Source organism: Microbacterium pratiae (assembly GCF_047302165.1).
Lineage (GTDB): Bacteria > Actinomycetota > Actinomycetes > Actinomycetales > Microbacteriaceae > Microbacterium.
In genome coordinates this window covers 743,535-757,484 of record NZ_CP154843.1, presented here as the reverse complement: position 1 = coordinate 757,484, position 13,950 = coordinate 743,535, and the positions used below count along the sequence as shown (strand labels likewise).

The 13,950-nt window shown below is 71.7% G+C and carries 14 protein-coding genes; 9 read left to right on the top strand and 5 right to left on the bottom strand.

Annotation, left to right across the window (positions count from 1 at the left end):
* Positions 1-147 precede the first annotated feature (147 nt).
* The gene (locus AA0Y20_RS03600; RefSeq protein ID WP_412937531.1) at positions 148-1,476 is read left to right on the top strand and encodes a SufS family cysteine desulfurase; all 1,329 of its coding nucleotides are present in this window, start codon (positions 148-150) and stop codon (positions 1,474-1,476) included.
* Positions 1,473-1,931 (top strand): Fe-S cluster assembly sulfur transfer protein SufU, encoded by a 459-nt coding sequence (sufU, locus tag AA0Y20_RS03595; RefSeq protein WP_412937529.1) that lies wholly within the window; start codon positions 1,473-1,475, stop codon positions 1,929-1,931. The genes AA0Y20_RS03600 and sufU overlap by 4 nt, the downstream gene beginning before the upstream one ends.
* 46 nt (positions 1,932-1,977) lie before the next feature.
* Here the strand turns inward: sufU and AA0Y20_RS03590 are convergent, their stop codons facing one another.
* The 5 genes from AA0Y20_RS03590 to AA0Y20_RS03570 all read right to left on the bottom strand — a co-directional run bounded on the left by AA0Y20_RS03590 (position 1,978) and on the right by AA0Y20_RS03570 (position 5,322).
* Positions 1,978-3,012: a DUF1266 domain-containing protein gene (locus AA0Y20_RS03590; RefSeq protein WP_412937528.1), complete on the bottom strand. Its 1,035-nt coding sequence runs from the start codon at positions 3,010-3,012 to the stop codon at positions 1,978-1,980.
* Positions 3,013-3,016: 4 nt separating this feature from the next.
* On the bottom strand, positions 3,017-3,994 hold the full coding sequence (locus AA0Y20_RS03585) for an SRPBCC family protein (protein ID WP_412937526.1): 978 nt from the start codon (positions 3,992-3,994) through the stop codon (positions 3,017-3,019).
* 64 nt (positions 3,995-4,058) lie between these two features.
* Complete coding sequence (locus tag AA0Y20_RS03580; RefSeq protein ID WP_412937524.1) at positions 4,059-4,424, bottom strand: ArsR/SmtB family transcription factor; 366 nt, start codon at positions 4,422-4,424, stop codon at positions 4,059-4,061.
* Positions 4,425-4,575: 151 nt separating this feature from the next.
* On the bottom strand, positions 4,576-4,923 hold the full coding sequence (locus AA0Y20_RS03575) for a TraR/DksA family transcriptional regulator (RefSeq protein ID WP_412937523.1): 348 nt from the start codon (positions 4,921-4,923) through the stop codon (positions 4,576-4,578).
* Positions 4,924-4,932: 9 nt separating this feature from the next.
* Positions 4,933-5,322 carry a hypothetical protein gene (locus tag AA0Y20_RS03570; RefSeq protein ID WP_412937522.1) on the bottom strand — a complete coding sequence of 130 codons (390 nt, stop codon included), beginning with the start codon at positions 5,320-5,322 and terminating at the stop codon, positions 4,933-4,935.
* 115 nt (positions 5,323-5,437) lie between these two features.
* Between AA0Y20_RS03570 and AA0Y20_RS03565 the strand changes: the two genes are divergently transcribed.
* From AA0Y20_RS03565 to AA0Y20_RS03535, 7 genes are all read left to right on the top strand, one after another.
* Positions 5,438-5,665 carry a hypothetical protein gene (locus AA0Y20_RS03565; RefSeq protein ID WP_412937520.1) on the top strand — a complete coding sequence of 76 codons (228 nt, stop codon included), beginning with the start codon at positions 5,438-5,440 and terminating at the stop codon, positions 5,663-5,665.
* Positions 5,666-6,014: 349 nt separating this feature from the next.
* Positions 6,015-6,101 carry a K(+)-transporting ATPase subunit F gene (gene kdpF, locus AA0Y20_RS03560; RefSeq protein WP_064955215.1) on the top strand — a complete coding sequence of 29 codons (87 nt, stop codon included), beginning with the start codon at positions 6,015-6,017 and terminating at the stop codon, positions 6,099-6,101.
* Position 6,102: 1 nt separating this feature from the next.
* A complete protein-coding gene (gene kdpA, locus AA0Y20_RS03555) occupies positions 6,103-7,785 on the top strand; it encodes a potassium-transporting ATPase subunit KdpA (RefSeq protein WP_412937518.1) in 1,683 nt (560 codons plus the stop codon).
* Positions 7,785-9,962 (top strand): potassium-transporting ATPase subunit KdpB, encoded by a 2,178-nt coding sequence (gene kdpB / locus AA0Y20_RS03550; protein WP_412937517.1) that lies wholly within the window; start codon positions 7,785-7,787, stop codon positions 9,960-9,962. The genes kdpA and kdpB overlap by 1 nt, the downstream gene beginning before the upstream one ends.
* Before the next feature lie 24 nt (positions 9,963-9,986).
* Positions 9,987-10,595, top strand: a complete 609-nt coding sequence (gene kdpC, locus AA0Y20_RS03545; protein WP_412937515.1) for a potassium-transporting ATPase subunit KdpC — start codon at positions 9,987-9,989, stop codon at positions 10,593-10,595.
* A 149-nt stretch (positions 10,596-10,744) separates the two neighbouring features.
* The gene (locus AA0Y20_RS03540) at positions 10,745-13,264 is read left to right on the top strand and encodes a DUF4118 domain-containing protein (RefSeq protein ID WP_412937513.1); all 2,520 of its coding nucleotides are present in this window, start codon (positions 10,745-10,747) and stop codon (positions 13,262-13,264) included.
* The gene (locus AA0Y20_RS03535) at positions 13,261-13,935 is read left to right on the top strand and encodes a response regulator (protein ID WP_412937511.1); all 675 of its coding nucleotides are present in this window, start codon (positions 13,261-13,263) and stop codon (positions 13,933-13,935) included. The genes AA0Y20_RS03540 and AA0Y20_RS03535 overlap by 4 nt, the downstream gene beginning before the upstream one ends.
* Positions 13,936-13,950: the final 15 nt, after the last annotated feature.

Sequence of the window (13,950 nt, the reverse complement as noted above, 5' to 3'; positions counted from 1 at the left end):
CTCAGAACCGGCGCCTCCGACTGCCCCTCAGGCCGGATCCGGGGTCGGGCGGCCCGGATATGAGGAGTTGGCGCACCGCAGCCGCGCGATCCCGCCCGCCGGCCCGGGCCCGAGCCGGGCCGGCGGGGGCGGGCGTAGCCTAGAGGGGTGAGCTCTCCCGCCGTTCCCGCCGCTTCGCCGCGCGTCAGTCCGCTCGACGCGGTGACCCTGCGCGCCGACTTCCCGATCCTGTCGGAGCAGGTCAACGGGCACCGGCTCGTGTACCTCGACTCCGCCGCGACGAGCCAGAAGCCGACCGCGGTCCTCGACGCCGAACGCGACTTCCTGACGCACGCCAACTCCGCCGTCCACCGCGGCGCGCACACCCTCGCCGCCGAGGCGACCGATCTGTTCGAAGACGCCCGTGCCGCAGTGGCCGGGTTCGTCGGCGCGCAGCCCGAACACCTAGTCTGGACCAGCGGCGCGACGGCCGGCCTCAACCTCGTCGCCTACGCGATCGGCAACGCCACGCTCGGCCGCGGCGCGCCCGCATCCGCGCCCTACGCGCTGGCCCCCGGCGACGAGATCGTCACGACGGCGATCGAGCACCACGCCAACCTGATCCCCTGGCAGGAGCTCGCCGCGCGCACCGGCGCGGTGCTGCGCCACATCCCGGCGCGTGCGGACGGCACGCTCGATCTGGATGCCGCGGCATCCATCATCGGCGAACGCACGCGGGTCGTCGCCTTCACCCACGTCTCGAACGTGCTCGGCATCGTCAACCCGGTCGCCGAGATCGTCGCGCTCGCGCAGGCGGTGGGAGCCACGACCGTGCTCGACGCGTGCCAGTCGGCCCCGCACCTGCCGCTCGACCTCCCGGCGCTCGGCGTCGACCTCGCCGTCTTCAGCGGCCACAAGATGCTCGGCCCCTACGCGATCGGCGGACTGTACGGCCGCGCCGAGGTGCTCGACGCGCTGCCGCCGTTCCTCACCGGCGGATCGATGATCACCACCGTGACGCTCGACCACGCCGAGTACCTGCCGGCTCCGCAGAAGTTCGAGGCGGGAACGCAGGCCGTCGGACCGGCGATCGGTCTCGCCGCGGCCGTCCGCTACCTGCAGGGGGTCGGACCCGAGAACATCCACGCGCACGAGGTCGCGCTGGCCGAGCGCATGGGCGCGGGCCTCCGCGAGATCCCCGGCGTCCGCCTGCTCGGCGACGCGCCGGGCGCCGACCGCGTCGGCCTGTGGTCGTTCGACGTCACCGGCGTCCACGCGCACGACGCGGGACAGTTCCTCGACGCCCAGGGCATCGCGGTGCGGGTCGGGCACCACTGCGCCGCTCCGCTGCACCGGCAGTTCGGGATGACGGCATCCGTCCGCGCCTCGACGGCGCTGTACAACACCGAGGACGACGTCGACCTGTTCCTCGACGCGGTGCGCGGCATCCGCGGCTTCTTCGGCGTCACCGACGAGGCCGAAGGGGCACACGCATGACCGGGCTCGATTCGCTGTACCAGGAGCTCATCCTCGACCACTCGAAGCACCCGGTCGGCAACCCGCTTCACGATGTCGGCGACGCGGCGCACGCCGACTCGCACCAGAAGAACCCGGTCTGCGGCGACGAGATCACCCTGCGCGTCGCCGTCGACGGCGACCGCATCACCGAAGTCTCGTGGGAGGGCACCGGCTGCTCGATCTCGCAGGCCTCGGCCTCGATGCTCGCCGCGCTGGTCGAGGAAGAGGTCGAGGGCGACGGGATGACGCGGGCCGACGCGGCCGCGCTCATCGAGGGCTTCCGTGTGGCGCTGCGCTCGCGCGGCACCATCCCCCTCGACGAGGAGACCTTCGGCGACGCCGCGGCCCTGTCGGGCGTCTCGAAGTTCTCCGCGCGCGTCAAGTGCGCGATGCTCGCCTGGGTCGCCCTCGAAGACGGTCTCGGCCGGGCCTGAACCGCGTCGCGTCCGGGCAGGCCGAGGGCCGGTCGCCGGTCGCCGGTCAGGCCGAGGGCCAGGCGACGGATGCCGCGGGCCAGTCCGATCGCTGCAACTCGGCGAGCGTCTCGCGCTGGCGCTGCACCGACTCGAGCGAATCCGTGCGGAACGCCGTCGCGATGACGACCTCGCGCCAGTACTCGTCGCGATCGCGGTACGTGGTGAACGCGCGCGTCGCCAGCGGCTCGAGCAGCGCCCACGCTTCGTCGGCGCTCAGGTAGCCGGCGACGTAGGCGTATCGGACGCCGCCGATCGCGCGCTCGATGTCTGCGGCAAGCAGCAGCCGCGGCGCGCTCCCCTCGTCGCCGCGGGCGAGGTCGTGGATGTCGAAGACCGGCAGATCGGTGAGCGCCGCGATGCGCGACATCATGTGCTCCGCCGCGTCGCTCCTCGCGACCTCGGCGAACCGGGTGGACAGCACGCCGCGCGCCAGGGTGTCGGCGACGAGCAGCTCGGCGTCGGAGCGCGAGACGATCTTGAACTGCTCGTCGAGCGCCGCACGGAGCTGCTGCATGCCCGGCAGCGGCATCGCGAACCACGGCGATCCGTCGGCCCCGTCACGATGCTTGGCGCGCAGCTCCTGCGGCAGCTCGGCGAAGGTCGGCGTGAAGGCGAGCGATGAGTTCCAGCCGCGCATCGCGAAGTCGCTTGCGGCGTCGAGCGCCAGGATCTGCTGCCGTCGCGGTGTCAGCGGGCTGCGCGCGGCGAGCGCGAGGTACTGCCGCTGCGCGTCACGCGGCGCGCGGGCGTCACGCGATGCAAGGACGATCGAGGCGACGAGCAGGCCCGCGCACAGACCCAGGAAGAGACCGAACAGATTGTTCCCGAAATCCTCGCCGCCCACCCACACGTACGACAGGACGAAACCCAGGATGGCGATGGGAACCGCGATCGCCGTCACGGGCAGGGCCCGCTTGCGCATCGCCTGGGGGTCGGCCTTGCGCCGCGCGTCCAGCATCCGCGTGTACCGCCGTCGCGGACGGACGGGGAACTCCACGTCGCCGGGATGATTCTGCAGGGCGATCACGGGATCCGTCACCCCATCATTTTGACAGCACCTCCGCCTCGAGGCGGGCGTAGGAGTCCTCCATGCCGTCGGCCATGCCGGTGGCGAGGATCATGTCACGGGTCTCCTTGTCGGGATACTCGATGAGGAGCGTGAGGAGAGTGGCGCCGGCCTCTTCGTACAGCTGCAGATCGTTGACCGTGCCGGGCCCGTCGGCTCCCGTCATCCGTTCGGTCGTCACCTCGCGGCGCGGCTCGTCGAGCTGCAGCAGCTCGCCTTCGAAACCGAACGCCGTCTCGGGGGCGCCGTCCTGCTCCCACGCATAGCGATACGTGCTGCCGACCTGGGCCGCGGGCTCGGCGACCGTCATGGTCCAGCCGTCGGGGCCCAGCATCCACTTCTTCAGCAGCTCGGTCTCGTGGTGCGCACGCCAGACGAGCTCACGCGGACCCTCGATGAAGCGGGTGATGCGCACGTGCGTGTCGTCGAGCAGTTCGACGCGGGTGCCCTGCCCTTGTGCGTAGGCGCGGAGGTCCTGCACGACCGCGTCGAGCTGCCCCATCGCGAGGCGCGAGCCCTCGATAGCGCCCATCGCGATGACCTGCTCGAGGCCCTCGGCGGACGTGAAGTAGGTGACGTTCGTCAGGCGCGAGCCGGTCTCGGTCGGGTCGAAGGTGAACACCATCCGCATCGCCGGGAATTGCTCCATCGGCTCGCCGTTCTCGTCGGCGAACGCGTCGAGCACCTCGAAGCTGCGGCCCTCGTCGATCGCGATGAACTCCCAGGTCCCGCGCGACTTCTCGCCCTGCGGGCTCGCCATGGCGTACTGCGCGCGCCCACCCGGGCTGAAGTCGAACCGCGTGAAGGTCGCAGGCCAGCCGGGAGGGCCCCAGAACCGCTCGAGCTGCGCGGGCTGCGTGAACGCGCGCCAGAGGCGGTCGACGGGTGCGGCGACATCCACCACGAGCGTCATCGTGAGGTTGTCGGCATCGGTGGTGATGTCGGTGACGGGCATCGGATTCTCCTTCGAACGGATGGTGCGCGTGGGGGTGGGTGCGGGCTGCGGGGCTGGGGGGGGTTCAGGCTTCGGGCTCGGCGAGCAGGGCGTCGAGCCGGTCGACGCGGGCACGCCAGAGGTCTTCGTAGCGGGCGAGCAGGGCCCGGGCGTGGGCGATCATGGCAGGGTCGGCGCGGACGAGGCGCTCGCGCCCCTCCGCCCGCTTGACGATGAGGCCGGCCGTCTCGAGGACGCCGACGTGCTTCTGCACCGCGGCGAACGACATGTCGTAGTCGGCAGCGAGCGCCGACACCGACTGCTCGTGCTCGATCGTGCGACGGAGGATGTCGCGACGCGTCGCAGCGGCCAGCGCGTGGAAGAGACGGTCGATGTCGTCATCGCTCAGCTCGTTTCGCTCGCTCGGCCGGGTTTCATTTCGTGCAACCATTTGGTTGTACGTTAGGACTCGGGTTGGCGAGTGTCAATACCCCTCGTCGATCGAACTTCGGAGATCGGCGCGAAACTCGGACCGGGATGCCGCATCCCTCCGGATCTCGCGTGATTCTCCGACATTCGGGCGGATGCGGGCGCGGTCGCACCTACGCGCGCGGCGAGCGCGAAGCGCAGGCGACGCACATCGTCGCGTGGGGGCGCACCTCGAGGCGCTCGGCCGGGATGTCGCGGCCGCAGCTCGCGCAGATGCCATACGTGCCCGCGGCGACGCGGGCGAGGGAGGCCTCGACCTCGGCGAGCTCGGCCCGTGCCGCGCGGCGCAGCGCCTCGACGCGCTGCCATTCCCCCGACAGGGTCGAGCCCTCGGGGTCGTGCTCGTCGTCGGCGGTCGCGTCGGCTCGGTCGTGACGAAGGCTGTCGTCGTCGGCATCCAGCCGGTCGAGCTGCACGATGAGCTCGCGCTTGCGCTCGTGCAGTCGCGCTTCCGGGTCCATCCCGCGACCCTACGCCCGCAGGAGGTCGTCGCGGCGACGCGGCTCGCGCCCTCTGTCTCTCACGACGACACCGGCCAGGATGACGGTGACAGCGAGCGCATGGAGCGCGATGATCGACGGCCCGAAACTCGGCGGTACGAACACCGACTCCCCGGTGGGCGCCGTGTAGCGGCATCCGACGCCGAGGGGGAAGAGCTGCCAGGCACCGTGGGCCGCGACGGACTCGGGCACCACGGACAGGTCGAACACGAGACGGTTGCCCGCGGCCTGCGCACAGGCGCCGCTCGGCCCGTCGTTGATGCCGGCGGGCATCGCTGCCAGCAGGGCTCCCGCCCACAGCACCACGGCCACGAAGGCGAACAACAGTGTCAGCGCGCGGGTGCCGGTCCGGGACGTCATGCGGGAACCCTATCGACGGACCCTCCCGGCACGCTTCAGCCACACGAGCCGCTACGTCAAGCCGGTGACATGGTCGGCCGGATCGGCGCACGCTGGGGGTGGAAGGGAGTACGACATGACCGAACACCACGACAACGAGGCCGAGCACGCCGACGAGCACGCCCACGGGGGCGCCCAGCACGCGCCCGACGAGACGCCCTCGACGGAGGAGCTCGAGGAGCCCAGCGTCGCGAAGGAGCCGGGCGAAGAGCCCAAGGCGCCCGAGACGAAGGACGAGGAGCCGAGCCACCACGCCGTCGGCATCGGGGTCATCGACGACGAGTCCTCGCCGCTCGCACCCTGACCCCACCCCTGATCCGGCCGCTAGGCCCCGCCTGGCCACCCGGCCTGGCGATACATCTGCAGGACCGGTGGTGCTGGTGTCGTCTCGGCGCAGGTGCGAGGCGACACCAGCACCGGCCGTCCGACGGATGTATCGCCACCCGGCGACGAGCCCGGCGCCGAGCTGGCACCAAAACCGTGAGGGCGGCGTGAGGAGCGAGCGCGGGGCCGTATGGATTCCGTGAGGACCGCGGGCGCGGCACCCGACGGGGTGTTGCATCGGATCTCGTGCTCGACCTCATCTATCTCGCCGCGATCCTCGCGCTCTTCGCCGTCGCCGCCCTCATCGCCCGGGGGGTCGAGAAGCTGTGATGGTCTTCTCGCTCCTCGCGGCGGTGCTGGCCGTCGCCGCCATCGTCTACCTCGTCGTCGCCCTCGTGCGGCCCGAACGGTTCTGACGTGGATGCCGCGCAGATCGGGTTCGCGTCGCTGCAGATCGCGACCCTCGTCCTCATCCTCGTTCTGCTGTACCGGCCCGTCGGCGACTACATCGCCCGCGTCTACACGTCGCCGCGCGACCTCGCCGTCGAACGGGGCGTCTATCGCCTGATCGGGGTCGACCCGCGCGCCGAACAGACCTGGCAGGCATACGCCCGCGGCGTGCTCCTGTTCTCGCTGGTAGGGGTCGTGATCGTCTACGGGCTGCAGCGCCTTCAGCCGATCCTGCCGTTCAGCCTCGGCCTGCCCGCACCGAGCGAGCATCTCGCGTTCAACACCGCCATCTCGTTCGTGGCCAACACGAACTGGCAGTCGTACTCGCCCGATACGACGCTCGGCTACACCGTGCAGTTCGCGGGTCTCGCCGTGCAGAACTTCGTCTCGGCCGCGGTCGGCATGGCCGTCGCCATCGCCCTCGTGCGCGGGTTCGCCTATCGCCGCTCGGGCACGATCGGCAACTTCTGGGTCGACCTCGTGCGCGGGCTCGGCCGCATCCTCCTGCCGATGGCGATCGTCGCGGCGGTCGTGCTGCTCGCGGGCGGCGTGATCCAGAACTTCGCGGGCTTCACCGATGTGCAGACGATCGCCGGCGGGGCGCAGTCGATCCCGGGCGGACCGGTCGCCAGTCAGGAGGCCATCAAGCTGCTCGGCACGAACGGCGGCGGGTTCTTCAACGCGAACTCCGCCCACCCGTTCGAGAACCCGACGCCGTGGACCAACCTGTTCGAGATCCTGCTGCTCCTCGTCATCCCGTTCGCCATGCCGCGCGCCTTCGGCCGCATCGTCGGGGACGACCGCCAGGGCTACGCGATCGTCGCGGTCATGGGCGGGATCTTCCTCGCCTCGATCGCCCTCGGCTCGTGGGCCGAGGCATCGGGCGGCGGCACGGCGACGCAGCTCGCGGGCGCCGCGATGGAGGGCAAGGAGACGCGCTTCGGCGTCGCCGCGTCGGCCCTGTTCGGCGGCGCGTCGACGCTCACCTCGACCGGCGCGGTCAACGCGATGCACGACAGCTTCACGCCGCTCGGCGGCATGATGCCGATGCTCAACATGATGCTCGGCGAGATCGCTCCCGGCGGGGTCGGCTCGGGCCTGTACGGGATGCTGGTGCTCGCGATCCTCGCCGTCTTCGTCGGGGGCCTGCTGATCGGACGCACGCCCGAATACCTCGGCAAGAAGATCGGGCCGCGCGAGATCAAGCTCGCGAGCCTGTACATCCTCGTGACGCCGATGCTCGTGCTCGCCGGAACGGCGCTGAGCTTCGCCATCCCGGCGGTGCGCGCCGATGTCGAGGGCACCTCGATCTGGAACCCGGGCGTCCACGGCCTGAGCGAGGTCCTCTACGCGTTCACCTCCGCGGCGAACAACAACGGATCCGCGTTCGCCGGTCTCACGGCCAATACCCCCTGGCTCAACACGACCCTGGGTGTCGCGATGCTGCTCGGCCGGTTCGTCCCGATCGTGCTCGTCCTCGCTCTCGCGGGCTCCCTCGCCGCACAGGACGCGGTCCCCTCCAGCGCCGGCACCCTGCCGACGCATCGGCCGCAGTTCGCGGGCCTGCTCGCGGGCGTGGTCGTCATCATCACCGCGCTCACCTACTTCCCGGTCCTCACTCTGGGCCCCCTCGCCGAAGGACTCTCCTGATGTCTGCCCCTCTGACCGAAACCCGGCCCTCGTCCGACCCGTCGCCCGTCGCGCCGCCGACCACCGGCTCTCCCCGCCGGCGCAGCGCCTTCGGCCTGTCGCAGGTCGGCGCGGCCATGCCCGGCGCCCTCCGCAAGCTCAACCCCGCCGCCCAGTGGCGGAACCCCGTCATGTTCCTCGTCTGGGTCGGCGCGGCCCTCACGACGGCGATCGCGATCGCGGAGCCGTTCCTCGGCGGACCCGAATCCTCGGGCGGCACGACCGTCCCGGCCGGGTTCACGTGGGGGATCGCGGTCTGGCTGTGGCTCACCGTGTTCTTCGCGAACGTGGCGGAGTCGGTCGCCGAGGGCCGCGGCAAGGCGCAGGCGCAGGCGCTGCGCAAGACCCGCACGACGACGACCGCGCGCCGGGTGGTCTCGTACGACGAGCGGACGGATGCCGCGGCCCGCGGCTCCGCGACCGAGGAAGTGCCCTCCGCCGACCTCCGGCTCGGCGATGTCGTGCTGGTCGAGGCCGGCGAGCTGATCCCGGGCGACGGCGACATCGTCGACGGCATCGCGACGGTCGACGAGTCGGCGATCACCGGCGAATCGGCTCCCGTCGTCCGCGAGTCGGGCGGCGACCGGAGCGCCGTCACCGGCGGCACCCGGGTGCTCTCCGACCGCATCGTCGTGCGGATCACGTCGAAGCCCGGCGAGACCTTCGTCGACCGGATGATCGCCCTCGTCGAGGGCGCCGCACGGCAGCGCACCCCGAACGAGATCGCCCTCAACATCCTGCTCGCGAGCCTGTCGATCGTCTTCGTCGTGGTCGTGCTGGCGATGAACCCCATCGCGTCGTACAGCGCATCACCCGTCAGCATCCCGGTGCTCGTTGCGCTGCTGGTCTGCCTGATCCCGACCACGATCGGCGCGCTGCTGTCGGCCATCGGCATCGCGGGGATGGATCGCCTCGTGCAGCGGAACGTCCTGGCCATGTCGGGACGCGCGGTCGAGGCGGCCGGGGATGTGACGACGCTGCTGCTCGACAAGACCGGCACGATCACCTACGGCAACCGTCGCGCATCGGAGTTCGTCGCGATTACCGGGATCGACGGTGTCGAGCTCGCGCGCGCGGCATCCCTCTCTTCGCTGTCCGACCCGACCCCCGAGGGCACCTCGGTCGTCGAGCTCGCGGCCGCGCAGCACGTCGTAGCCGAGCTGCCGCGCGACGCGACGGCGGTGGCCTTCACGGCGCAGACGCGCATGAGCGGCGTCGATCTGCCCGACGGCACGCAGGTGCGCAAGGGCGCATCGGGATCGGTGCTCGCCTGGCTCGACGCCTCGGCGCGGCCGGTGACGGCCGATGCGCGGGCCGAGCTGCTTCACCATGCCGACGCGATCGCGCAGTCCGGCGGCACACCGCTCGCCGTCGCGACCCTCGACACCTCGGGCGCCGGGACGCTGCTCGGCGTCATCCATCTGAAGGACGTCGTCAAGGACGGGCTGCGCGAGCGCTTCGAGGAGCTGCGTTCGATGGGCATCCGCACCGTCATGATCACGGGCGACAACCCGCTGACCGCCGCTGCGATCGCACAGGAGGCGGGCGTCGACGACTTCCTCGCCGAGGCGACGCCCGAAGACAAGCTCGCCCTCATCCGCAAGGAGCAGGAGGGTGGGCACCTCGTCGCGATGACCGGCGACGGCACGAACGACGCGCCCGCCCTCGCGCAGGCCGACGTCGGTGTCGCGATGAACACGGGCACGTCGGCGGCGAAGGAGGCCGGCAACATGGTCGACCTCGACTCGGATCCGACGAAGCTCATCGACATCGTCCGCATCGGCAAGCAGCTGCTCATCACGCGCGGGGCGCTCACGACGTTCTCGCTCGCGAACGACATCGCCAAGTACTTCGCGATCATCCCCGCGATGTTCATGGGTGTGTTCCCGGGGCTCGCGGCGCTCAACATCATGCAGCTGTCGTCACCGGCATCCGCCGTCACGAGCGCGATCGTCTTCAACGCGATCGTCATCATCGTGCTCATCCCGCTCGCGCTGCGCGGCGTGAGATACCGCGCCGCGAGCGCCTCGTCGATCCTGAGCCGGAATCTCGTCGTGTACGGGCTCGGCGGCGTCGTGGCCCCGTTCGTCGGCATCAAGCTGATCGACCTCGTCGTCAGCCTCATCCCGGGCTTCTGAGCCCCCCCCTCCTGGAGACCTGTCATGTCCACCGCTCGCGCCTCGTTGCGCACCTCCGCCGTCGCCGTCCGCGCGATGATCGTCCTCACCCTCGTCCTCGGCGTCGGATACACCCTGCTGATCTCACTGGTCGGGCTCGCGCTGCCGTCGCAGGCGAACGGCTCGCTGCTGCGCGATGCGGAGGGCGAGGTCGTCGGCTCGTCGCTCATCGGGCAGTCCTTCACGGATGCCGACGGCGAAGCGCTGCCGCAGTACTTCCAGTCACGCCCCTCGGCGGCCGGCGACGGCTACGACGCGGCGGCGTCGAGCGGGTCGAACCTCGGCCCGAACAACGCCGACCTCGTGACCGCGATCGAGGAGCGCCGCACGGCGATCGCCGACCGCGAGGGCATCGACGTCGCCGACGTGCCCGCGGATGCCGTCACCGCCTCGGGCTCGGGCCTCGACCCGCACATCTCGCCCGCCTACGCCGCGCTGCAGGTGGCCCGCGTGGCTGCCGAGCGCGGGCTGCCCGAGGCGGAGGTGCGCGACCTCGTCGCCGCGCACACGGCGGGCCGCGACCTCGGGTTCCTGGGCGAGCCGCGTGTCGACGTCGTCGAGCTGAACCTGGCGCTGGACGGTCTCGCGCCGTGAGCTTCCGACCGGGCGCGGATGCAAGGGGTGCGGGGCGGCTCGCCGGGGATCGTGGCCTCTCGGCGGGGTGTCATGCCCGATCCCTTGCATCGCGGCGCACACGAGCGGGGCGAGCGGGGCGAGCGGGCGGGGAGAACTAGGGTGATGCCGTGAAGCGGGGACGGCTGCGGGTGCTGCTGGGCGCGGCGCCGGGCGTGGGCAAGACATACGAGATGCTCGAAGAAGGGCGCCGGTTGCAGGATGCCGGGGTCGACGTCGTCGTCGCGATCGTCGAGACCCATGGCCGGGCTGCGACCGCCGCGATGACCGCCGGCCTGCCGCTCGTGCCGCGCCGTCGCCTCGAGCACCGGGGCGTCACCCTCGATGAGATGGACCTCGAGGCCGTGCTGGCCCGGGCTCCGCGCGTCGCGCTCGTCGACGAGCTCGCCCACACGAACGTCGGCGGCTCGCGCAACGAGAAGCGCTGGCAGGACGTCGAAGAGCTCCGGGATGCCGGCATCGACGTCGTCACGACCGTCAACGTCCAGCACATCGAGTCGCTCGGAGACGTCGTCGAGCAGATCACGGGCGTCGCCCAGCGCGAGACCGTGCCGGATGCCGTCGTGCGCTCGGCCGACCCGATCGAGCTCGTCGACCTCGCACCGCCGTCGCTCCGCGATCGTCTCGCCGCCGGGCTGGTCTATCCCGCCGAGCGCATCGACGCCGCCCTCTCGAACTACTTCCGGCTCGGCAACCTCACCGCCCTGCGCGAGCTCGCGCTGCTGTGGCTCGCCGACGAGGTCGACAGCGCCCTGCAGGATTACCGCGCCGAGCACGGCATCCGGGGCACGTGGCAGGCGCGCGAGCGCGTCGTCGTCGCTCTCACCGGCGGGCCCGAGGGCGAGACGCTCATCCGTCGCGGGGCGCGCATCGTCGACCGGTCGGCGGGCGGCGAGCTGCTCGCCGTGCACGTCTCGGGGCAGGACGGGCTGCGCACCGCCGACCCGGCGGCTCTCGCCGCGCAGCGCGCGCTCGTCGAGTCGCTGGGCGGCAGTTACCACCAGGTCGTCGGCGACGACATCCCCGCCGCCCTCGTCGAGTTCGCCCGCTCGGTCAACGCGTCGCAGCTCGTCGTCGGAGTGAGCCGGCGCGGCCGCCTCGCGGCAGCGCTGAGCGGTCCCGGAATCGGTGCGACCGTCATCCGCGAATCGGGCGACATCGACGTCCACGTCGTGACTCACGCCGCGGCCGGCGGCCGCTTCACCCTGCCCCGCGTCGCAGGCGGGGCGCTCAGCGTGCGGCGCCGCGTGCTCGGTTTCGTAGTGGCGCTGACCGGCGGTCCGCTGCTGACCTGGCTGCTCGTCGCACTGCGCAGCCCCGAATCGATCACGAGCGACGTGCTCGCGTATCAGCTGCTCGTCGTCGTGGTCGCGCTCGTCGGCGGACTGTGGCCGGCCGTCTTCGCGGCGGTGATGTCGGGAGTGACCCTCGACTTCTTCTTCGTCGCGCCGCTCTACACCGTGACCGTCGCCGACCCCCTGCACACGTGGGCGCTCGCGCTCTACGTCGTGATCGCGCTGCTCGTGAGCGTGATCGTCGACCGAGCGGCCCGGGGCACGCGGGCCGCACGGCGAGCGGCCGCGGAGGCCGAGCTGCTCGCGGCGGTCGCCGGAAGCGTCCTGCGGGGCGACGGCTCGATCCCGGCGCTCGTCGCGCGGGCGCGCGAGGCGTTCGGGATGTCGGGTGCCCGCCTCGTCGCGGCGGACGGAACCGTCATCGCCGCCGACGGCGAGCCCGTGCGCGACGAGCGTCATCTGCGGGTCGATGTCGGACGCGAGGCCGTCCTCGAGCTCCACGGCAGCGAGTCGGAGCAGCTCGACGGCTCGGAGCGACGGCTGCTGGATGTCGTCGTCGCGCAGCTCGCCGCCGCGATGGAGCAGGCCGACCTGCAGCGGGCGGCCAGCTCCGCCTCGGTGCTCGCCGAGACCGACCGGGTGCGCAGCGCCCTCCTGTCGGCGGCGAGCCATGACCTGAGGCGCCCCCTCGCCGCCGCCGTCGCCGCGCTCGGCGGGCTCCGGGCGGCGGGTCCCGCACTCGACGACGCAGACCGCGACGAACTCCTCGCCACCGCCGACGAGAGCCTCGGCACCCTGACCTCGCTCGTGACCGACCTGCTCGACGTGAGCCGCATCGAGGCCGGCGCTCTCGCCGTCGCGCTGCAGCCGGTCGACACCGCCGATGCCGTGCTCGCCGCCGTCGACGAGCTCGGCCTCGGTCCGGCCGCGGTCGAGCTGGCCCTCGACGACGCGATCGAGCCGGTGCTCGCAGACCCGGTGCTGCTGCAGCGCGTGATGGTCAACGTGCTGGCCAACGCCCACCGCCATTCACCTTCCGGGACGCCGGCGCGCATCAGCACGAGCTCGCTGGGCGGGCTCGCGCAGATCCGGGTGATCGACCATGGGCCCGGCATCCCGCCCGACCGTCATGCCGACGTCTTCGCGCCGTTCCAACGGCTGGGCGACACCGACAACACGACCGGCCTCGGGCTGGGGCTGGCGCTGTCGAAGGGCTTCACCGAGGGGATGCAGGGTCAGCTCCTGCCCGAGCAGACTCCGGGAGGCGGCCTCACCATGGTGATCGAGCTGCCCATGGCGTCTCCGGCCGCGCAAGAGGGCAGGATCGAGGGGTGAAGGTCCTCCTCGCCGACGACGACCCGCAGCTCGTGCGGGCGCTGCGCATCACGCTCGCGGCGCACGGGTACGACGTCGTCTCGGTGGCCGACGGAGCCGGCGCGGTCGCCGCCGCGGCATCGGAGCATCCCGACGTCATCGTCCTCGACCTGGGGATGCCACGGCTCGACGGTGTCTCCGTGATCGAAGCGGTACGCGGCTGGAGCGGGGTGCCCATCATCGTCGTCTCCGGTCGCACCGGGTCGGCCGACAAGGTCGCGGCCCTCGACGCGGGCGCCGACGACTACGTCACCAAGCCCTTCCAGATCGACGAGCTGCTCGCGCGGCTGCGTGCGCTGACCCGGCGCGCGGGCGGCGCGGCATCCGTCGCCCTCGTGCGGTTCGCCGACGTCGAGATCGATCGGGCGACCAAGACCGTCACCCGCGGCGGCGAGCGCGTGCATCTCACCCCCACGGAATGGCGGATGCTCGACTTCCTGGCGCGGAGCCCGGGAGCCCTCGTGACGCGGCAGGACCTGCTGAAGGAGCTGTGGGGCACCGAGCAGGTGAACGACACCGGTTACCTGCGGCTCTACGTCTCGCAGCTGCGGAAGAAGCTCGAGGCCGACCCGGCGCGTCCCGAGCATCTGCTGACGGAGTCGGGCATGGGCTACCGGCTCGTCATCGACTGACCGCCGCTCGCTACG

Bases quoted from the DNA above. Each gene is read 5' to 3' on its own strand.
- sufU (WP_412937529.1), top strand. From the start codon at position 1,473: ATGACCGGGCTCGATTCGCTGTACCAGGAGCTCATCCTCGACCACTCG.
- AA0Y20_RS03585 (WP_412937526.1), bottom strand. From the start codon at position 3,994: ATGCCCGTCACCGACATCACCACCGATGCCGACAACCTCACGATGACG.
- AA0Y20_RS03580 (WP_412937524.1), bottom strand. From the start codon at position 4,424: ATGGTTGCACGAAATGAAACCCGGCCGAGCGAGCGAAACGAGCTGAGC.
- AA0Y20_RS03575 (WP_412937523.1), bottom strand. From the start codon at position 4,923: ATGGACCCGGAAGCGCGACTGCACGAGCGCAAGCGCGAGCTCATCGTG.
- AA0Y20_RS03570 (WP_412937522.1), bottom strand. From the start codon at position 5,322: ATGACGTCCCGGACCGGCACCCGCGCGCTGACACTGTTGTTCGCCTTC.
- AA0Y20_RS03565 (WP_412937520.1), top strand. From the start codon at position 5,438: ATGACCGAACACCACGACAACGAGGCCGAGCACGCCGACGAGCACGCC.
- kdpF (WP_064955215.1), top strand. From the start codon at position 6,015: ATGGTCTTCTCGCTCCTCGCGGCGGTGCTGGCCGTCGCCGCCATCGTC.
- kdpB (WP_412937517.1), top strand. From the start codon at position 7,785: ATGTCTGCCCCTCTGACCGAAACCCGGCCCTCGTCCGACCCGTCGCCC.
- kdpC (WP_412937515.1), top strand. From the start codon at position 9,987: ATGTCCACCGCTCGCGCCTCGTTGCGCACCTCCGCCGTCGCCGTCCGC.